The sequence below is a fragment of the Pseudomonas sp. TMW22089 genome, assembly GCF_022496645.1.
Classification (GTDB): domain Bacteria; phylum Pseudomonadota; class Gammaproteobacteria; order Pseudomonadales; family Pseudomonadaceae; genus Aquipseudomonas; species Aquipseudomonas paraversuta.
Genome location: NZ_SCFG01000010.1, coordinates 145,488 through 164,502, shown reverse-complemented (window position 1 = coordinate 164,502; position 19,015 = coordinate 145,488). Strand labels below are relative to the sequence as shown.

Genomic DNA, 19,015 nt, shown 5'->3' with positions numbered 1-19,015 from the left:
GAAAAGGTGCTCTTCCGCAAAAAATAGTGAACTGACAGGAGGAAAGGTCTGTTTTTCGATTAAGTCGGTGTTTTTTGAACCTCAGACAGCTAGACCGTTAAAAACGGCTGCTTACTTCAGACCTTCCTTAGGTATTGGCAGGACAAAATATTATGAGATGAAGAAAAACGGGCTTATTTAATGACCTGTTTTTAGCGGCGGACTTTTTGTCCTGTATACTATGCTTTTGATTTTTGCAGTGTTGTGTTTTTAAAATCAACATCAACAGCGTAAATCAACAGCACAAACAAAAACATTTTTATCTCTCTTTTCGATTAGGTTCAATGGCAACATCAAAAGCCTACCGTATATATTTATTATCCCTGTGTGTCTTGTCATAGGTAATAGCGAAAACGGTTTTTTGCGTCGATTGGATTAAAGTGTAAAAAATATTCACACTAACTCCTCTGCTCTCGCTTAGATGCCGGGAGACGAGTTTTTGCAGTTCGTAACTGCTTTTTATACCCCCTGTTTCCACGAACAACTGTATTTTTCTTACTATCCAAAGTAACGATTGTCTCTTGCTTTACGTTTTTATATGTACCGTTCAACTCGTACTCAAAAGAAACCGTATCAGATTTATAAACCCATTGTTGAGAGCCTCGGGCTAAAAAACTATATATTTCGCCATCAATATCCAGTACGTGCGAATGTAGTGCAGAAGTATTGCCTCCACGGCTAGGCGGTCTTGATGCTTCTTTCAAATATAGGCTATATCCAGTAATTTTTTTATTTTCTATCTTTAACAATGTCATCTGCTGCCCGCTTATTTTTTGATTTTTAAGACTACTGAAATGCCATTCTGCCCCTTTCGAGGAAATACTCTCAAATGTCGAGAATACCTGTTTTCCTGATGGGCGCGTTTGGCGATAATACTTGCAACAGCATCATCTTTGCCGGGAAAGGAATTTCTTTTTTTCCAAACCAGCCGCGTCTCTTAGGTTCCAGTAGCGATAGATATGAAGACCACATGCCTATCCTCTCACTGGCGCCCCCCCACTCTTCGGAGTAATGGTCTTTTATATTCCCGCCAGAAGTAAGTGAGTCTTCGTGTATAAACACAACTTTTTGAATGTCTTCAAGAAATTGCGCACTTTGCTCTGGGCTTTGTAATGAAAGTATTGTATCTATTTGGTCTTGGCCTAATCTAATTCCAGTTGCTCTTTGGATTCGTATCAAGTCGTTCGCACTATATAGCATGTCCATCCTCAAAATATTAAGAAATAAGGTCAATCACGATACATATAGGAATTGCGACTGCGGATAATTTGTTAAGCAAGTAAGCCACGTACCATATTGGGCTTATTGCCTTCACATGATGGCTAATGCCTGCAAGGGTGAGGCTCAGCAAAAATAGGCAAAAGAAGGCTGCAAGAGAGTACAGCGTATACATACAATTCCCTGTGCTGATGGCACACTAATTTTGATTATCTCCCGGACGGGCTAGATTGCCTAGCACCCGCATCACATTTCCCTTTCAGCCTGTGGGCCCTCAAAGGCGCGGAAGCAGGCAATCCGCATCTTAAAACAGATAGAAATTTACCTCGGGAAATAGGTTTGCCCAATCATCAGCGGCTTGTCGCTGGGGGTACTGGTGGTCGAGGCCAGTGTCGCCAGCGGTTCGCTGATCACTGCCCGGCTGGCCGCCGAACAGGGGCGTGAGGTTTACGCGATGCCGGGTTCTATCCACCATCCGGGCGCACGGGGCTGTCATCAACTGATTCGCGATGGCGCCACCCTGGTGGAAACCGTCGAGCACATTCTGGAACAGCTGCGTGGCTGGCGCTCGATGCCGATTACCACTACGGATCAGCTCGCGTCAGTCTGTCATCCGTTAGTGCAATTGTTGCAGGCAGCGCCTCACACCAGCGAAGCCCTGGTCAGCGCCAGCGGTTGGGACTTGCCCCGATTGCTCGCCGCGTTGACCGAACTGGAGCTGGAGGGGCATGTGGTGCTGGAGGGGGGGCGTTGGTTTGCTCGCCCCAGCTAAGTACACTGCGCACAGCACATATCCGGAGACATTCAATGATCAGCACCTGGCGCGTCCAACAAGCGGCAAGAGCCATTCGCGCAGGCGCGGTGATCGCCTATCCAACCGAAGCTGTTTGGGGTTTGGGATGCGACCCGTGGGACGAAGAAGCAGTTGAGCGTTTGCTGGCTATCAAGTCGCGACCTGTGGATAAGGGCCTGATTCTGGTGGCCGACAACATTCATCAGTTCGACTTTCTGTTTGAGGATTTCCCGCAGAAATGGCTCGACCGCATGGCCAGTACCTGGCCGGGGCCCAATACCTGGCTGGTGCCGCATCAGGGCTTGTTGCCGCAATGGATCACCGGTGTGCACGACACCGTGGCCTTGCGAGTGAGCGATCACCCCCAGGTGCGCGAATTGTGTTCGCTGGTGGGGCCGATCGTTTCGACTTCAGCCAACCCTGCGGGATTGCCTGCTGCGCGCACGCGGTTGAAGGTTGAGCAGTACTTTCGTGGGCAGGTCGACCATGTATTGGGCGGTAATCTGGGCGGACGGAAAAATCCGAGCCTGATCCGTGATTTGGCTACCGGCAAGGTCGTACGCCCGTCTTAACAAACCTGTAGCAGCGCCCCAGACTCTGTAGGAGCGAGCTTTTCCTCGAAATCGCCAAAAGCTCGCGAGGCAAGCTCGCTCCTACAGATGGGAGCACGCTCCTACAGGGGGGTGGGGGGATCAAGGCACCAGAATGGTCGACCCGGTGGTGCGACGTGCCGACAATTCGGTCTGCGCCTTGGCCGCGTCACTCAGCGCAAAACGCTGGCTGATGTCGATCTGGATTTTGCCACTGCGGATCATCCCGAACAGCTCATCGGCCATCGCTTGCAGCTTTTCAGGGCTGCTGGCGTAGCTCGCCAGGGTCGGGCGGGTCACGTACAGCGAGCCCTTCTGCGACAAGATCCCCAGGTTCACCCCGGTCACCGCGCCCGACGCATTGCCAAAACTGACCATCAGCCCCCGTGGTGCCAGGCAGTCGAGTGAGGTAAGCCAGGTGTCTTTGCCAACGCCGTCGTACACCACCGGGCATTTTTTGCCGTCGGTCAGTTCCAGCACCCGGCGGGCTACATCTTCATGGCTGTAGTCGATGGTTTCCCATGCGCCCAGTGCTTTGGCGTGGGCGGCCTTTTCTGCCGAGCTGACAGTGCCGATCAACTTCACGCCCAGGGCTTTTGCCCATTGGCAGGCAATCGACCCGACGCCACCCGCGGCGGCGTGGAACAGAATGGTTTCACCGCCTTTGAGTTCGTAGGTCTGGCGCAGCAAGTATTGGGTGGTCAGCCCTTTGAGCATTACGCCAGCGGCTTGCTCAAACGAAATGTCCTCAGGCAGCTTCACCACATTGGCGGCAGGCAATACATGCAAGTCGCTGTACGCGCCCAGCGGTCCGGTGCCGTAAGCCACACGATCGCCGACTTTAACGTTGTGCACTTCACTGCCTACCGCATCGACAATGCCTGCACCTTCATTGCCCAGCCCGGACGGCAGCTCGGGTAGCGGGTACAAGCCGTTTCTGTAATAGGTATCGATGAAGTTGAGGCCGATGGCCTGGTTGCGTACGCGCACTTGCAGCGGGCCCGGCTCTGCGGGCTGGTAGTCGACATACTCAAGTACTTCCGGTCCGCCGTGGTTCCGAAACTGGATACGCTTAGCCATCTGCACTGTCCTTGCTGAATTGACGAGGCCACTATCCAACGCTTAAGCGTGATCTTCGTCAACTGCGGTGAAGCTGGGTGCGGTGTTATGCTAGCGGCCTTTGCCGCCGGCCCCGCTCTGAATGATGTGCCGCGTCGCTTGGCCCGATTTAAGGTGATGTCATGACTACCCGCACCGAGGCTGTAAAAGCCTACCTGCTCGACCTTCAAGACCGCATTTGCGCTGCTCTGCAGACTGAAGACGGTGGCACCCCGTTCGTCGAAGACGCCTGGGAGCGCCCGGCAGGCGGTGGGGGTCGCACCCGTGTGATGGAAAACGGCAACCTGATTGAAAAAGGCGGGGTTAACTTTTCCCACGTATTTGGTAGCGGCTTGCCGCCTTCAGCCAGCGCCCATCGCCCGGAACTGGCCGGACGTGGTTTTGAAGCCCTGGGTGTGTCACTGGTGATCCATCCGCACAACCCCCATGTGCCGACGTCCCACGCCAACGTACGCTTTTTCATTGCCGAAAAAGAAGGCGAAGAGCCGGTGTGGTGGTTTGGTGGCGGCTTTGACCTCACCCCCTACTACGCCGTTGAAGAAGACTGCGTGCACTGGCACCGGGTGGCCGAACAGGCCTGCGCACCCTTTGGCGCAGACGTGTACCCGCGCTACAAGGCCTGGTGCGACAGCTACTTTCACATCAAGCACCGCAACGAGCCCCGCGGTATCGGCGGCCTGTTCTTTGATGACCTGAACCAGTGGGACTTCGACACCTGCTTTGCCTTTATTCGCACCATTGGCGACGCCTATATCGACGCCTATCTGCCGATTGTTCAACGCCGCAAAAACGACGAATACACGGTCAAGCAGCGTGAGTTCCAGGAGTTTCGCCGTGGCCGCTACGTCGAGTTCAACCTGGTCTATGACCGTGGCACCCTGTTCGGCCTGCAATCAGGCGGCCGTACCGAGTCGATCCTGATGTCGCTGCCGCCGCAAGTTCGCTGGAGTTACGACTGGAAAGCCGAACCTGGCAGCGAAGAAGCACGTCTTACCGACTATTTTCTGCAAGATCGTGACTGGCTGGCATTGTCCGGGGAACCTGTCTGATGGACAGTTACGTGGTTTTTGGCAACCCGATTGCCCACAGCAAATCCCCGGTACTGCACCGACTGTTTGCCGAGCAGACTGCCCAGTCCATGCAGTACGAGACCTTGTTGGCGCCGCTGGATGATTTTGCTGGCTGTGCTTCGGCGTTTTTTCGCCAGGGTCGCGGCGCCAACGTCACGGTGCCCTTCAAGGAAGACGCCTACCGTCTGGCCAGCAGCCTTACGCCGCGGGCGCAAAGGGCTGGCGCAGTCAACACCCTGAGCAAACTGGCTGACGGCACATTGCTGGGTGACAACACCGACGGCGCGGGGCTGGTGCGTGATTTGACGGTGAATGCGGGCTTCAGTCTCAAGGGCAAACGCATTCTGCTGCTGGGCGCCGGGGGTGCAGTAAGGGGTGCCCTCGAACCGTTACTGGCCGAGAAGCCGGCGTCGGTCACCATAGCCAATCGCACGGTAGAAAAAGCCGAAGTACTGGCCGAACTGTTCAGCGATCTGGGACCAGTGGCCGCCAGCGGCTATGACTGGCTGCGCGAACCGGTCGACCTGATCATCAATGCCACCTCGGCCAGCCTGGCCGGAGAATTGCCGCCGATTGCCAGCAGCCTGATCGAGCCGGGTAAAACCCTGTGCTACGACATGATGTACGGCAAGCAGCAGACGCCGTTTTGCGCGTGGGCGGTCGAGCACGGCGCGGGTCAGGTCATGGACGGTCTGGGGATGCTGGCCGAGCAGGCGGGCGAAGCGTTCTTCCTGTGGCGCGGAGTGCGCCCGGATACGGCGCCGGCACTGGCTGAACTGCGCCGGTTACTGGCGCTGTAACCGCCACCCCAATCCTGTAGGACCGAGCTTGCTCGCGAGCTCTTGGCTGCTGGTTCAAAAGCTCGCTCCTACAGGGGTACAGGTTTAACCCTCAAAAGAAATCGGGCAGTTGTCCGGTCCCTCGAGTTTTTTCAATTCCTCCACCACCTGCGGCCGTGCCCGGCGCAAGGTCAGACTACGGCCCAGTCCGCGCAAGCGTCGTGCTTCCTGGTGGAGCATTTCTACCCCCGAGTAATCAATAAAGTTGATGTGCTGCGCATCGATCACCACCCGCAACCCCTGGGTGCGTTGCAGGCGTACTTGCAGGTAATGGCTGGCGCCGAAAAAAATCGAGCCGCCTACCCGTAGAATCTCCTCGTCGCCATCGCGCCACTGTTGAATGCGTGGACGTGAAGTGCGTTTGAGATAGAAAAACAGCGAGGCCAGCACTCCGGCATAAATCGCTGTTTGCAGCTCCAGCAATAGGGTGGCGACGCATGTCAGCGCCATCACCACGAACTCGGCACGACTGACCCGCCACAGCGCGCGAATGCCCCGTGTGTCCACCAGGCCCCAGCAGATCAGCAAAATGCTGCCCGCCATCGCCGGGATCGGAATGTGTGCGATCAGTTTCGAACCCGCCACCGCAAACAACGTGACCCACAGCGCGGAAAACACCCCGGCCAGTGGTGAGCTGGCGCCCCCTTCATAGCTCAGCCCCGAGCGTGTGAACGAGCCCGACGACAGATACCCCGAGAACAGCGAACCCACCACATTGGACAAACCCTGTGCCCGGCTTTCCTGATTGGCGTCGATCATTTGCTGGGAACGTGTCGCCAGCGAGCGGGCGATCGACAAGCTGGTGACCAGCCCCAGCATGCCCACCGCCACGGCGCTGGGCAGCAGACGCAGGACCGTCTCGAGATCCAGGGGCAAGGGGCTGAAGGGCGGCAAGCGGCCGACAAACGACTGCACCAGTTCGACATGGCCAAATACCCCGGGCAGCAGCCATACCGCCAGGCTGGCAAGCCCCAGGGTCAGCAGCAAGGTGGGCCAGCGCGGCACCCACAGTTTGAGCACGATGCCCAGCACCAGGGTGCCCAGACCCAGCCCCAGCGAGGCGGGATCAAATTGGCGAATATGGGCGATCAGGGTCAACAGGCTATCCAGGGCCGTGGCCTTGCTCGATAAATGCAGGCCCAGCACGTTCGGCAATTGGCCCAGAGCAATCACAATGGCGGCGCCCAGGGTGAAGCCCACCACCACCGAGTGCGATACGAAATTGGCCAGCGCGCCGAATTTCAACATGCCCAGCAGCCACTGAAAAATCCCGGCCAGAAACGTCAGCAATAGAATCAGGCTGATGTAGTCCTGCGTGCCGGGCACTGCCAGGGGGCTGACGCTGGCATACAGCACGATGGAAATCGCCGCCGTCGGGCCGCAGATCAAATGCCACGATGAGCCCCACAGGCAGGCGATGATCACCGGCACAATCGCCGCATACAGCCCGTACTCGGGGGGCAAGCCTGCAATCAGCGCGTAGGCGATGGACTGCGGCAACGCCAGAATCGCCCCGCTGAGGCCCACCAGTGCATCGCGGCTGACGCTGACGCGGGTCTGTTTGGGCAGCCAGCTTAAAAATGGCAGCAGGTGGGTGTATTTGGGCCAGGCCATGGGGCTCTCGTCGGGTTAAACAGATTCTCTGCAGGAGCGAGCTTGCCTCGCGATGGTTGTTAACGATAACGCATTGTTTGCTGAATAAACGAGGCGTCCCTCAGGCTATCGCGAGGCAAGCTCGCTTCTGCGGATTGCCCGTCGTTTTAGCCGCCGACCTGTGGATAACGCGCCTTGCGCTCAAGGTCGTCGAGGTCGATATGGTTGCGCATGTACTGCTGGCTGGCGTCGACCCAGGGCTGGTGATCCCAGCTGGTCAGCTTGCCTGTGGCCAGCGACTGGCTAACCAGGCGACGGCGGCGCTGGCTGGCGAGCACTTGCTGGTGAATCGCCGGAATATCCCATTTGGCCCGGGCCTCGGCCAAAAAGTCGTTGAACAGTGACTGGTGCCCGGGGCACTGGCTCAGCTCTTCGCGTTCACCCGGGTCGTTGTGCAAATCAAACAGCAGGCACGGATCGTCTTCGCTATAGATGAACTTGTAGGCACCACGGCGGATCATCATCAGCGGGCTGATCGTGCCTTCGGCCATGTACTCGCCAAATACTTCGTCATGCCCGCCTTCGCCTCGCAGGTGCGAGACCAGCGAGCGTCCGTCCAGGTCCAGCCCGGCCTCTAACGTACCGCCCGCCAGCTCGACAAAGGTCGGTAACAGATCGGCAGTGGATACCGCGGCGCCAACCCGGGCCGGTTCGAACTGCCCTGGTGCGTACACCAGCAACGGCACCCGGGCGGCCATGTCGAACCAGTGCATTTTGTACCAGAGCCCGCGTTCGCCCAGCATGTCGCCGTGATCGCCGGAAAACACGATAACAGTGTTATCGGCCAGCCCCGTGTCTTCAAGGGTTTGCAGCAGCTTGCCGATATTGTCGTCGATGTAGCTGCAGGCGCCGAAGTACGCACGGCGGGCGTCGCGAATTTTATCCACAGGCAGCGGTTTGTCCCACAGGTCGTAGGCCTTGAGCAGACGTTGCGAATGCGGGTCGAGGCTGGCCTGGGGCGGGGTTTCGGGTAACGGGATGTCTTCGTTGCAGTACATGTCCCAATACGGCTTGGGGATGGTGTACGGGTCGTGCGGGTGAGTCATGGAGACCGTCAGACAAAACGGCCGGTCGCCGTCCTGGCGAATATGGTCGAACAAGTATTGCTGGGCCTTGAACAGCACTTCTTCGTCGAAATCCAGTTGATTGGTGCGCACGCACGGCCCGGCTTGCAGCACCGAGGCCATGTTGTGATACCAGCTGGGGCGAGCATCGGGCTCATCCCAGTTGACCGACCAGCCATAGTCGGCGGGGTAAATATCACTGGTCAGGCGCTCTTCAAAACCATGCAGCTGGTCGGGCCCGCAAAAGTGCATCTTGCCCGCCAGCGCGGTGCGATACCCCATACGGCGCAGATAGTGCGCGTAAGTCGGCACATCTGCGGGCAAGTCCGCAGCATTGTCGTAGGCGCCGATTTTGCTCGGTAGCTGGCCGCTGACCAGGGTAAAACGCGAGGGCGCACACAGCGGGCTGTTGCAATAGGCGGCGTCAAACACCACGCCCTGCTCAGCCAGGCGGCTCAGGTTCGGCAGTTTTATCGGGGACGGGCCGTAGATCGGCAACAACGGGGCGGCCATTTGATCGGCCATGATGAAGAGAATATTTTTACCTGACATGGGGGCGGCCTTTCATGGTGAATATTTATGCGAAAGTGCTGACTGTCAGCATGATGGCCGGATAACTCGTGGTAAAACCCATGAACCGCAATGACTAGGATAAGCACAGCTAATGTATAAAGCCTTGGGCGATCTCTCTCTGGACCTGTTGCGCACCTTTGAAGCGGCCGCCCGCCACCGCAGCTTTACCGCGGCAGCCCTGGAGCTGGGCACTACCCAGCCGGCCGTCAGCCAGCAGCTCAAACGCCTGGAGTCGCGCCTGGGAATTCGCTTGTTTGACCGCATCTACCGCGGCATCGCCCTGACCGAGGCCGGGCTTGGCCTGTTTTTGCAGGTGCAGGCAGGTTTGCAGCAAATAGACGCGGGTTTGCAGGCGTTAAGCGAACAACCGGACCGTGAAGTGCTGCAAGTGGCTACCGATTTTGCCTTTGCTGCCTATTGGTTGATGCCCCGACTGCCACGTTTTCATGCGGCCTGGCCGCAAATTGACGTCAGTCTGGTAACACGCGAGCGCAGCCATGATGCGCTGCAGGGTGATATCGATGTGGGGGTGCTGTTTGGTCAGGGGCGCTTCAGCCAGGGTGAATCCCGATGGCTATTCAATGAAGAAGTGTTCCCGGTATGCAGTCCGCACTTGCTGGCCGGGCAGACACTGCCGTTATCGGCCCGGGCCCTGGGGGACTTCCCGTTGCTGCAATTGCGCGGCGAACATGCCCGCCAGTGGTTTGACTGGTACAGGCTGTTTGACGCCCTCAAGCTTGGCCCGCCACCTGCCCCCGGCCAGCTGCGTTTCGACAACTACACCTTGCTGATCCAGGCCGCGATTGCCGGTCAAGGCATGGCCATCGGCTGGAAGCACCTTGTGGATAACTTGCTGGAGCAAGGGGTTCTGTGCCGGCCTTTCGCTGAATCGGCGCAATCGGCCAGCGGTTATTACGCGGTAATGCCGCAGCGCAAACGACGTAACCGGCTGGCCCAGGTTTTTGTCGACTGGATGCTGGCGGAGCAGAATGCCGAGCGATAGCCCACCCATTTCCTGCAGGAGAATCTTCATGCAACGCATCAAGGGTTACCACGCCCACGTATATTTCGACGCCACGACCATCGGGCAGGCGCGGGCCTTGTGTGAAGAGGCTGCGCAGCTGTTCGGCCTCACCATGGGCCGGGTTCACGAGCGCCCGGTCGGTCCGCACCCGGACTGGAGTTGCCAGTTGGCCTTCGGCCCCGAGTTGATCGGCGTAGTGCTGCCCTGGTTGGCATTGAACCGCCACGGCCTGGTGGTGTTTTTGCATCCCGATACCGGCCATGACCTGCTGGACCACACCGATCACGGGATCTGGATGGGGGCGGTACGACCCTTGAATCTGGCTGTTTTTTGATCAAAACATGGCTGGTTAAAAAAAAATTCAGCTTTTTTTCACCCCGGTAAATTCCTGCAAATCCTGATGGCCGGCAAAAGCCTGATAGCCCCACGCTATAACGGCTGAACGTTGGTCATGGCCATGTGTCATAGCTTTCCATGAGCTAACGTATGACACGTGAAGCTGAGGGCAGTGATTAGTTCTAAAAGGCCATCCATGTTTAACTTGAACGGTTATTCAAGTTAAACGGTGGTCCGCTGCCCGCTCACAACAGGAGGCTTACCTTTGCCGAACGCGCTCTTTTTGCTCTCGTTTTACCTCTACAAGGTGCACATCCAATGAGTGCTCCAGTGACGTCAGAGACGTCTCAAATTCGCATGAACCCGCCGGTGTTTTACTTTGCTGCCGCGTTTATCCTGATCTTTGGGTTAGTGGTTATTGCCACACCACAAGCCGCCGGTGAATGGCTGCTGGCGGCGCAAAACTGGGCGGCCAATACGGTCGGCTGGTACTACATGCTGGCAATGACCCTGTACCTGATCTTTGTGATCACCACCGCCTTGTCTGGCTACGGCAAGATCAAGCTGGGGGCCGATCATGATGAGCCCGAGTTCAGTTACCTGTCCTGGGCGGGCATGCTCTTTGCCGCCGGGATCAGCATCACGCTATTTTTCTTCTGTGTGTCCGAACCCCTGACCCATATGCTCGCCCCGCCGCAAGGCCCGGCCGGTACGTCAGAGGCTGCGCGCCAGGGCATGCAATTGCTGTTTTTGCACTGGGGCTTGCATGGCTGGGGTGTGTTTGCCTTTGTCGGCATGGCGCTGGCGTACTTCGCGTATCGCCACAACCTGCCGCTGGCGCTACGTTCGGCGTTGTATCCGCTGATCGGTAAACGCATCAACGGGCCCATCGGCTACGCCGTGGATGGCTTCGGCATCATCGCCACGGTGTTTGGTCTGGGGGCCGACATGGGGTTTGGGGTGTTGCACCTCAATTCCGGACTCGACTACCTGTTTGGCTTGCCGCACACCCAGTGGGTGCAGGTGGGTTTGATCACCCTGATGATGGGCGCTGCAATTCTGGTGGCCATTGCCGGTGTGGACAAGGGTGTACGGGTTATGTCCGACATCAACATGCTGCTGGCCTGTGCGCTGCTGCTGTTTGTGTTGTTCGCCGGCCCTACCCAGCATTTGCTCAATACTCTGGTGCAGAACATCGGTGACTATCTGGGCGCGTTGCCGACCAAGAGTTTCGATGTGTATGCCTACGACAAACCCAGCGACTGGCTGGGTGGCTGGACTGTGTTCTATTGGGCCTGGTGGATCGCATGGTCGCCGTTTGTAGGCCTGTTCATTGCGCGCATTTCCCGTGGTCGCACCATCCGCGAGTTCGTGTTCGGGGTGCTGTTGATCCCGCTGGGCTTCACTTTGGCGTGGATGTCGATCTTCGGTAACAGTGCCATTGATCAAGTACTCAACCACGGCATGGTTGCCCTGGGCCAGTCGGCCATCGACGATCCCTCGCGCACGCTATACCTGCTGCTTGAAACCTACCCGTGGAGCCGGACCGTGATTGCGGTGACGGTGTTCATCAGCTTCGTGTTCTTCGTGACCTCGGCTGACTCCGGCACTGTGGTGCTCTCTACCCTCTCTGCGCGTGGCAACAACGCCGACGAAGACGGTCCGAAATGGCTACGGGTGTTCTGGGGCGCGATGACGGCCCTGGTGACCAGCGCGCTGCTGTTCTCGGGGAGCATCGATGCGCTGAAGTCAGCGGTCGTGCTCACCTCGTTGCCGTTCTCGCTGATTTTGCTGCTGATGATGTGGGGCCTGCACAAGGCGTTCTACCTCGAGTCGCAGAAGAAGATTGCGCAGATGCACTCACTGGCGCCGGTGTCTCACGCCCGTCGTGGCGGCTGGCGTCAACGCTTGAGCCAGGCTGTGCACTTCCCGTCCCGTGACGAGGTGTACCGCTTTATGGACACCACCGTGCGCCCGGCGATTGAAGAAGTGAGTGCGGTGTTCCGGGAAAAAGGACTTAACGTCGTCACCCAGCCGGATCCGGCCAACGACAACGTGAGTCTGGAAATCGGCCATGGTGAGGAACACCCGTTCATCTACCAGGTGCAGATGCGCGGCTACTTCACGCCGTCATTCGCCCGGGGCGGTTTTGGCAAAAAAGAGCAATTGCGCAACCGCCGCTACTACCGTGCTGAAGTGCACTTGAGTGAAGGCAGTCAGGACTATGACCTGACTGGCTACACCAAAGAGCAAATCATCAACGACATCCTCGACCAGTACGAACGCCATATGCAGTTCTTACACCTGGTTCGCTGATTCGGGTAACGGATCGAGGTCAACGCGAGCAAGCTCGCTCCTGCAGGAACGGTGAAAATCCTGTAGCAGCGAGCTTGCCCGCCACTGGCCTTTAAACCAGTCCGCCATTGGCCCGCAGCACTTGCCCGTTTACCCACTCCGCCGCCGGACTCACCAGAAACGAGATGATTCTGGCGATGTCTTCGGGCTGCCCCAAGCGTTCCAGGGGTGGCATTTTGGCGAAGCTCTGGATCTGCTCTTCAGTCTTGCCCTGCATGAAAAGTTGCGTCGCCACTGGCCCCGGTGCCACGGCGTTTACTGTGATTTGCCGGCCACGCAACTCTTTGGCAAACACCTGGGTCAGCGACTCGACCGCTGCCTTGCTGGCGATATAGACCGCATAGCCCGGCAAATTCATGCCCACCGTACTGCTGGAGAAATTGATGATGCGCCCGCCGCTGTTGAGCCGGGTGGCCGCTTCGCGCAGGGTGTTGAAAGTACCCCGGGTGTTGATGTTGAAGGTCTGTTCGTACAGTTCATCGCTGTGTTGCGCCAGCGGCAACACTTTGAGCACGCCTGCGTTATTGATCAGCACATCGATTTTGCCCAGTTGCTCTTCAGCCTCATCGAACAGCCGCGCGACGTCCGCGGCACTGGCCACATCGGCCTGTAAGGCAATGGCTTGATGCCCCGCACTGTGCAGTTCAGCAACCAGGGCTGAAGCTTCGTCGGCACTGTTGGCATAGTTGATAACGACGGCAAACCCTTCGCCGGCCAGTTGTCTGGCAATCACGGCACCGATGCCCCGGGATGCACCCGTGATCAGCGCGACTTTAGGCAGAGAAGTACTCATGGCAACACTCCATAGTGGATTTGGCGTGGGGCTAGATTCACATCTGTATCCAGGCAGATAAAGATGGTGAATTCGATAGCGGTATTCGCAAACGCCCAACAATCCTCCCGCCCTCTTGTGGGCGCGGGCTTGCCCGCGATTGCAGCAACTCGGTTGAAACTGTCACACCGGGTCGTTTGCATCGCGGGCAAGCCCGCTCCCACAAGGGATATCGCCCTCAGAGGGCATCAGGCATGGGCGGGTGGCGCGTCCTTGCTTTCCTTGATCTTGTACCAGGCCACGTACAACGCGGGCAGGAACAACAGGGTGAGCAAGGTGGCGGAAATGATGCCGCCGATCATGGCGTAGGCCATTGGCCCCCAGAACACGTCACGGGCAATCGGGATCATGCCCAGGCTGGCCGCAGCAGCGGTCAGCAGGATCGGCCGGCGGCGGTGCTGGGTGGCTTGCATGACCGCGTGCCAGGGGTCGTAGCCATCGCGTTCGTACTGGTCGATCTGGGTCACCAGAATCACCGAGTTGCGCACGATGATCCCCACCAGGGCCAGAATCCCCAGGATCGCCACAAAGCCCATCGGCGTGCCGGTCGGCACCAGCGCCAGCACCACACCGATCAGCCCCAGTGGCGCCACACTCACCACCAGGAACATCTTCTGCACGCTTTGCAGCTGGATCATCAGGAAGGTCGCCATCAGAAACAGCATCAGGGGCACCACCTTGGCGATCGGGCCCTGGGCCTTGGCGCTTTGTTCAACCGTGCCGCCGGTTTGCAGGGTGTAGCCCTGGGGCAGGCTGGCGGCGAACTTGTCGACTTCTGGCTTGAGCTTGGCCACCAGATCGGTCGGTTGCATCGAGCCGCGCACCGAGGCCTTGAGGGTCAGGGTGGGAATCCGGTCGCGGCTCCAGATCAGCGGTTGCTCCAGTTCGTAGCGCACGGTGGCAAAGGCCAGCAACGGAATCGAGGTGCCGCTGGGGGTGGTGATTTGCAGGTTCAGCAGGGTTTCCGGGCTGCCCCGCTCGCTGCCGACGGCACGGCCTATGATGTTGATCAGGTAGATGTCGTCCTTGACCTGGCTGACCGCCGCGCCGCTGACGATGCTGTTCATCACATGGGCGACGTCTTCGGATGACAGCCCGAACTGGCGGGCCTTGTCCTGGGCAATGTCGATGCGCAGTACCTTGCCCGGTTCGTTCCAGTTGAAGATGGTTTCACCGACGTTGGGGTTGGCGTCCAGCACGGAGGCCAGGTCGAGGGAATACTTGCGTACCAGATCGATGTTTTTGCCACTGACCCGATATTGCAGCGGCTGACCCACCGGCGGCCCCAGTTCCAGGGTGTGCACAAAGCTGCCGACCCCAACGTAATCTTCACGCAGGCGTTTATTGAGACGTTCCATCAGGGCATCCCGGCTATCCAGCCCGGTGCTGACAATCACCAGCTGGGCGTAGAACGGGTTTTGCAGTTGCTGGTCCAGTGGCAGGTAGAAACGAATCGCGCCCTCGCCGATGTACGAACTCCAGCGCAGGATATCCGGGTCGCCCTTGAGCGACTCTTCAAAGCGCTGGGTGACCTTGAGGGTTTCCTGAATCGAAGCGTTTTGCGGCAGGTTCAGGTCCACCAGGATTTCCGGGCGGTCGGAGGCCGGGAAGAACTGGTTCTGCACCAGCCCCATGCCGAAAATGGCCAGTACGAACATCAGTACCGTGACGCCGATGGTCATCCAGCGGTGGCGCATGCACCAGAGCAGGCCATTATCGAAGGACCGGGCCAGGCGTCCGGGTTTCTCGGGCTTGGGTTTGACCTTGGAACTGAGGATATGCACCCCCAGTACCGGCGCAAACAGTACCGCCACCACCCACGACACCAGCATCGCCACGGCAATCACCGCAAACAGGGTGAAGGTGTATTCCCCTGCCGAGCTGTTGTTGAGGCCGATGGGCACGAAGCCTGCCACCGTCACCAGGGTGCCGGTGAGCATGGGGAAGGCCGTGGAGTGGTAGGCAAAGGTCGCCGCCTGTTCCTTGGTCTCCCCCAGCTCGAGCCGGGTGATCATCATTTCCACCGTGATCATCGCGTCGTCCACCAGCAGGCCCAGGGCGATAATCAGCGCACCCAGGGATACCCGCTGCATGGCAATGCCGGTGAACTCCATGAACACAAAGACCAGCGCCAGCACCAGCGGGATCGAGATCGCCACCACCAGGCCCGCACGCAGCCCCAGGCTGAGGAAACTCACCGCCAGCACGATGACCACCGCCTCAAACAGCGCACTGGTGAAGCCGCCTACGGCCACCTCTACCACCTGCGCCTGATCGGAGACCATGTGCACGCCCACCCCCACCGGCAGTTCGGCGGTGAGGTCGTCGATGCGTTGCTGCAGCTGTTTGCCGAACTCTTGAATGTTGCCGCCGTCGATCATGGCAATCGCCAGACCGATGGCAGGCTTGCCGTTGTAATGGAACATGGGCGCGGACGGGTCGACGTAACCGCGGCTGATTTCGGCGATATCGGCCAGCCGGTAGAAGCGGTCGTTGACCCGCAGGTTCACCGCTTCCAGGTCTTCGACACTGTGGAACTGTCCCGAAGTGCGGACCGACATGCGCTCGGGCCCGGCTTCAACGACCCCGGCCGGGGTCACGGCGTTTTGCGCCTGCAGGCTTTCCAGCACGTGTTGTTGATCGAGGCCCAGGGCCGCCAGTTTGCGGGTCGAAAAGTTCAGGTAGAAGGTTTCATCCTGCTCACCGATGGTCATCACTTTGCCGCGATTGGGCACATCGCGAATCCCGGTGCGCACCTGTTCGACGTAGTCGCGCAGCTGGCGCATGGTGAAGCCGTCGCCGGTAAAGGCGAAAATGGTGCCATACACATCACCGAACTCATCGTCGAACCCCGGGCCTTGAATGCCCTGGGGGAAATCGCCGCGAATGTCGTTGATCTTTTTGCGCACCTCATACCAGATATGGGGAATGGCATCGGCCTTGGTCGTGTCCTTGAGGAACACGAAGACCGTGGATTCGCCGGGCCTGGTATAGCTTTGCACGTAGTCGAGAGAGTCCAGCTCCTCGAGCTTTTTCTCGATGCGGTCAGTGATTTGCAGCCGGGTTTCATCGACCGTGGCACCTGGCCATCTGGTCTGGATGACCATGGTTTTGATCGCGAAGGACGGATCTTCCGCGCGGCCCAGGTTCATGTAAGAAAAGATCCCGGCGACCACCGCCATAAACATCAAGTACCAGACAAACGACTGATGTTTCAGAGCCCACTCGGACAGGTTGAATTTCCCATTCATTGCGAGCTTTCCTTATCGAATCTGACTTTCTGTCCGGGGGTGAGGCTGTTGACGCCGGCGCTGACCACGTAATCGCCGTTTTTCAGGCCACCCTGGAGCAGCACGGTTTGCGCGTCACGGCGCAGCACGTTGACGTCACGCGGGCTGACGGTTTTGGTCTGCGGGTCGATGACCCAGATGCGGCTGTGACCGTCGGTTTCCTGCAGGGCGGTGAGCGGTAATTCAAAGTGCTCGGCAATCGGGCTGCTGACGGTCACGCTGACCGAGCTGCCGAGGCGAAAGGCTGGCGGGGTCTGGTCCAGGGTCAGCCGGGTGCGCCGGGTGCGGGTTGCACTGTCGGCTTGCGGGGCGATTTCGCGGATATGGGCGCTGGTGTTGACGTTCGGGTCGAGCTGGCCGGCGACCAGAAACTCGATACCTTTGGGTAGCGCCTCGGCCAGGGGCCCGGGCAGATCAATCACCGCCTCCTTGATTTCAGGGCGGGCCAGGGTGACCACTTCTTCGCCGACGCTGACCACCTGCCCTGCTTCGGCGTGCCATTGGGTGATTACCGCGTCATGGTCGGCGCGCAGGTCGCAGTAACTGAGCTGGTCCTGTGCCTGGCTGACCGCGGCCACGGCCTGCTGCATGGAGGCCGCGGTGGTTTTGAGGTCGGCCTGGGCCGTGTCCAGTTGCGCCTGGGCGCCGACCCCGCGGTTGAACAGCTCCTGCTGGCGCCGGGCGTTTGCTTGAGCGTTGATCAATTGCGCCTGCACCTTGGCCAGGTCGCCCTGGGCCGAGCGCAGCTGGTTTTGCTGATCGGTGGGATCGAGGTTGGCCAGAATGTCCCCTTGCTTGACCACTGCGCCCACGTCGTAATGACGGCGCACGATACGGCCCGGCACGCGAAAGCCCAGAGTGCTTTCGTAGCGCGCTTCGATGTTGCCGGCAAAGCGCCCGAGATTGTCGGAAAGCATCGGCTGAGCCACCACATACAAGGCAGGGCGGACAGGCTCGGGGGCTTTTTTCTCGGAGCAACCCGCCAGCAACAAGGCTGCCAGCGGCACTGTCCACAAGTGGTTAATCAATGATCGGCTCATAACCGGGCTCCCCCGCTCGGGATGGGCGCGACTTCAACCTTCATGCCGGGGTGCAGCAATTGTCCGCCTGCGACCACGACCTTTTCTCCGTCCTTGAGACCTTCACTGACTATCACGCTGCCGGTCAGGTAGCGTCCGACCTTGACCCGTTGCAGGCGCACGATGCTTTGCTCGTCGGCGATCCATACGGCAGGCTCGCTGATGTCTTTGGTCAGGGCGGACCAGGGCAGCTCAATGCTGCGACTGGGGGGCGGGGTCAGATTGACGCTGACAATCGAACCCAGATCCATGCCTTTGGGCAGCGCGTCCAGTTGCACCTTGATTTGCAGGGTGCCGCTTTGTGCCGACACGGTGGGGGTGATCTCGCGGATCTGGCCGTTAACCTTGATCGCCGGATTACTCAGCAGCGTGACTTGCACGGTAGGGTTTTTCGGCGGCTCGATAAACAGCGATTCATACACGTTGAACACCGCGTCGCGGGCTCCGTCGCGGGCCAGGGTGAAAATCGGCATGGTGGCCTGCACCACTTGCCCCACTTCGGCCTGGCGCGCGGTAATCACACCCGGCGCCTCGGCCTGCAATTGGCTGTAGCTCAGTTGCTCGCGGGCATTGGCCAACTGCGCCTGTGCGGCAGTCAGGGCACTTTGCGCGCTGAGCCGGGCAGCATTGGCAGCATCGTATTCGCTTTGGCTGGTGTAGCCTTTTGGCAGCAGTTTCTGCTGCCGGATAAATGCGGCACGGGTCTGGACCACTTGGGCCTGTTGCGCATTGACGCTGGCCTGGGCCGTTTCAACCTGGATTTTCAAGTCTTTGGGGTCGAGACGGGCCAGCACCTGATTGGCCTGGATGTGGTCACCGACATCGACCTTGCGCTCGATGATTTTGCCGCCGACCCGGAATGAAAGCTGGGTTTCGACCCGGGCCTGAATATCGCCGCTGAGTTGAATTGGCGGGGCAAATTCCCGGGTGCTGACCTGTTGTACATAAACCCGCGGGGACAAAGGCTCAGTGGGCCTCTCTTTGCCGCAAGCGGTCAGAAGTACCAAAAGGCTCAAGCCCATAACAGCCTTGTTTCGTGGACCAGCCATGCAAGCTCCTTTGCGTGATGCTGTTTTACATCCTGATACGACACACAGCGTAGAACAGGGTTCGGCGTCTGTGGGACTCTATGTGCACTGCA

The 19,015-nt window shown here is 58.7% G+C and carries 16 protein-coding genes and 1 pseudogene; 8 read left to right on the top strand and 9 right to left on the bottom strand.

All coding sequences use genetic code 11. The features are described 5' to 3' along the window. Positions 1–181: hypothetical protein (locus EQV90_RS12510; protein WP_240878167.1), on the top strand; the 181-nt coding region annotated here is incomplete at its 5' end. Positions 182–437: 256 nt separating this feature from the next. Here the strand turns inward: EQV90_RS12510 and EQV90_RS12505 are convergent. Both EQV90_RS12505 and EQV90_RS12500 read right to left on the bottom strand, forming a co-directional pair. Further along, complete coding sequence (locus EQV90_RS12505) at positions 438–794, bottom strand: hypothetical protein (protein WP_240878166.1); 357 nt, start codon at positions 792–794, stop codon at positions 438–440. Positions 795–864: 70 nt separating this feature from the next. Next, positions 865–1,239 carry a hypothetical protein gene (locus EQV90_RS12500; protein ID WP_240878165.1) on the bottom strand — a complete coding sequence of 125 codons (375 nt, stop codon included), beginning with the start codon at positions 1,237–1,239 and terminating at the stop codon, positions 865–867. 364 nt (positions 1,240–1,603) lie between these two features. Here EQV90_RS12500 and EQV90_RS12495 point away from each other — a divergent pair. Both EQV90_RS12495 and EQV90_RS12490 read left to right on the top strand, forming a co-directional pair. After that, positions 1,604–2,029 (top strand): annotated as a pseudogene (locus EQV90_RS12495) (DNA-processing protein DprA); the annotation flags it as partial. A 35-nt stretch (positions 2,030–2,064) separates the two neighbouring features. Next, positions 2,065–2,622, top strand: a complete 558-nt coding sequence (locus EQV90_RS12490) for an L-threonylcarbamoyladenylate synthase (protein WP_010656728.1) — start codon at positions 2,065–2,067, stop codon at positions 2,620–2,622. Positions 2,623–2,742: 120 nt separating this feature from the next. On the opposite strand, the gene EQV90_RS12485 is transcribed toward EQV90_RS12490, so the two are convergent. After that, positions 2,743–3,720, bottom strand: a complete 978-nt coding sequence (locus EQV90_RS12485) for an NADPH:quinone reductase (protein WP_003437943.1) — start codon at positions 3,718–3,720, stop codon at positions 2,743–2,745. A gap of 161 nt (positions 3,721–3,881) precedes the next feature. Here EQV90_RS12485 and hemF point away from each other — a divergent pair, with 161 nt between their 5' ends. Further along, positions 3,882–4,808 (top strand): oxygen-dependent coproporphyrinogen oxidase, encoded by a 927-nt coding sequence (hemF, locus tag EQV90_RS12480; RefSeq protein ID WP_240878164.1) that lies wholly within the window; start codon positions 3,882–3,884, stop codon positions 4,806–4,808. Further along, on the top strand, positions 4,808–5,629 hold the full coding sequence (aroE, locus tag EQV90_RS12475; RefSeq protein WP_240878163.1) for a shikimate dehydrogenase: 822 nt from the start codon (positions 4,808–4,810) through the stop codon (positions 5,627–5,629). Before hemF ends, aroE begins: the two co-directional genes overlap by 1 nt. A gap of 84 nt (positions 5,630–5,713) precedes the next feature. Here the strand turns inward: aroE and EQV90_RS12470 are convergent, their stop codons facing one another. Both EQV90_RS12470 and betC read right to left on the bottom strand, forming a co-directional pair. Continuing rightward, the gene (locus tag EQV90_RS12470; protein WP_240878162.1) at positions 5,714–7,282 is read right to left on the bottom strand and encodes a SulP family inorganic anion transporter; all 1,569 of its coding nucleotides are present in this window, start codon (positions 7,280–7,282) and stop codon (positions 5,714–5,716) included. Between the two features lie 146 nt (positions 7,283–7,428). Beyond that, positions 7,429–8,937 (bottom strand): choline-sulfatase, encoded by a 1,509-nt coding sequence (betC, locus tag EQV90_RS12465; RefSeq protein WP_240878161.1) that lies wholly within the window; start codon positions 8,935–8,937, stop codon positions 7,429–7,431. Positions 8,938–9,049: 112 nt separating this feature from the next. Here betC and EQV90_RS12460 point away from each other — a divergent pair, with 112 nt between their 5' ends. From EQV90_RS12460 to betT, 3 genes are all read left to right on the top strand, one after another. Beyond that, complete coding sequence (locus EQV90_RS12460) at positions 9,050–9,961, top strand: LysR family transcriptional regulator (RefSeq protein WP_010656731.1); 912 nt, start codon at positions 9,050–9,052, stop codon at positions 9,959–9,961. Positions 9,962–9,989: 28 nt separating this feature from the next. Then, on the top strand, positions 9,990–10,316 hold the full coding sequence (locus EQV90_RS12455) for a DOPA 4,5-dioxygenase family protein (RefSeq protein WP_003437934.1): 327 nt from the start codon (positions 9,990–9,992) through the stop codon (positions 10,314–10,316). 320 nt (positions 10,317–10,636) lie between these two features. Further along, positions 10,637–12,634, top strand: a complete 1,998-nt coding sequence (gene betT / locus EQV90_RS12450) for a choline transporter BetT (RefSeq protein ID WP_003437933.1) — start codon at positions 10,637–10,639, stop codon at positions 12,632–12,634. Between the two features lie 91 nt (positions 12,635–12,725). Here betT and EQV90_RS12445 read toward each other — a convergent pair whose 3' ends face one another. From EQV90_RS12445 to EQV90_RS12430, 4 genes are all read right to left on the bottom strand, one after another. Continuing rightward, positions 12,726–13,466, bottom strand: coding sequence for an SDR family oxidoreductase (locus EQV90_RS12445; RefSeq protein ID WP_240878159.1), 741 nt, complete (start codon positions 13,464–13,466; stop codon positions 12,726–12,728). A gap of 227 nt (positions 13,467–13,693) precedes the next feature. Next, complete coding sequence (locus EQV90_RS12440; RefSeq protein ID WP_003437931.1) at positions 13,694–16,756, bottom strand: efflux RND transporter permease subunit; 3,063 nt, start codon at positions 16,754–16,756, stop codon at positions 13,694–13,696. Beyond that, positions 16,753–17,835, bottom strand: coding sequence for an efflux RND transporter periplasmic adaptor subunit (locus EQV90_RS12435; RefSeq protein WP_003437930.1), 1,083 nt, complete (start codon positions 17,833–17,835; stop codon positions 16,753–16,755). Before EQV90_RS12435 ends, EQV90_RS12440 begins: the two co-directional genes overlap by 4 nt. Further along, positions 17,832–18,923, bottom strand: a complete 1,092-nt coding sequence (locus EQV90_RS12430) for an efflux RND transporter periplasmic adaptor subunit (RefSeq protein WP_003437929.1) — start codon at positions 18,921–18,923, stop codon at positions 17,832–17,834. Before EQV90_RS12430 ends, EQV90_RS12435 begins: the two co-directional genes overlap by 4 nt. Positions 18,924–19,015 lie beyond the last annotated feature (92 nt).

Excerpts from the sequence above, each read along its gene's own strand:
- EQV90_RS12470 (WP_240878162.1), bottom strand. The coding sequence starts at position 7,282 with ATGGCCTGGCCCAAATACACCCACCTGCTGCCATTTTTAAGCTGGCTG.
- hemF (WP_240878164.1), top strand. The coding sequence starts at position 3,882 with ATGACTACCCGCACCGAGGCTGTAAAAGCCTACCTGCTCGACCTTCAA.
- EQV90_RS12455 (WP_003437934.1), top strand. The coding sequence starts at position 9,990 with ATGCAACGCATCAAGGGTTACCACGCCCACGTATATTTCGACGCCACG.
- EQV90_RS12430 (WP_003437929.1), bottom strand. The coding sequence starts at position 18,923 with ATGGCTGGTCCACGAAACAAGGCTGTTATGGGCTTGAGCCTTTTGGTA.
- EQV90_RS12505 (WP_240878166.1), bottom strand. The coding sequence starts at position 794 with ATGACATTGTTAAAGATAGAAAATAAAAAAATTACTGGATATAGCCTA.
- EQV90_RS12460 (WP_010656731.1), top strand. The coding sequence starts at position 9,050 with ATGTATAAAGCCTTGGGCGATCTCTCTCTGGACCTGTTGCGCACCTTT.
- EQV90_RS12440 (WP_003437931.1), bottom strand. The coding sequence starts at position 16,756 with ATGAATGGGAAATTCAACCTGTCCGAGTGGGCTCTGAAACATCAGTCG.
- EQV90_RS12500 (WP_240878165.1), bottom strand. The coding sequence starts at position 1,239 with ATGCTATATAGTGCGAACGACTTGATACGAATCCAAAGAGCAACTGGA.
- EQV90_RS12485 (WP_003437943.1), bottom strand. The coding sequence starts at position 3,720 with ATGGCTAAGCGTATCCAGTTTCGGAACCACGGCGGACCGGAAGTACTT.
- betC (WP_240878161.1), bottom strand. The coding sequence starts at position 8,937 with ATGTCAGGTAAAAATATTCTCTTCATCATGGCCGATCAAATGGCCGCC.
- betT (WP_003437933.1), top strand. The coding sequence starts at position 10,637 with ATGAGTGCTCCAGTGACGTCAGAGACGTCTCAAATTCGCATGAACCCG.
- aroE (WP_240878163.1), top strand. The coding sequence starts at position 4,808 with ATGGACAGTTACGTGGTTTTTGGCAACCCGATTGCCCACAGCAAATCC.
- EQV90_RS12445 (WP_240878159.1), bottom strand. The coding sequence starts at position 13,466 with ATGAGTACTTCTCTGCCTAAAGTCGCGCTGATCACGGGTGCATCCCGG.
- EQV90_RS12490 (WP_010656728.1), top strand. The coding sequence starts at position 2,065 with ATGATCAGCACCTGGCGCGTCCAACAAGCGGCAAGAGCCATTCGCGCA.
- EQV90_RS12435 (WP_003437930.1), bottom strand. The coding sequence starts at position 17,835 with ATGAGCCGATCATTGATTAACCACTTGTGGACAGTGCCGCTGGCAGCC.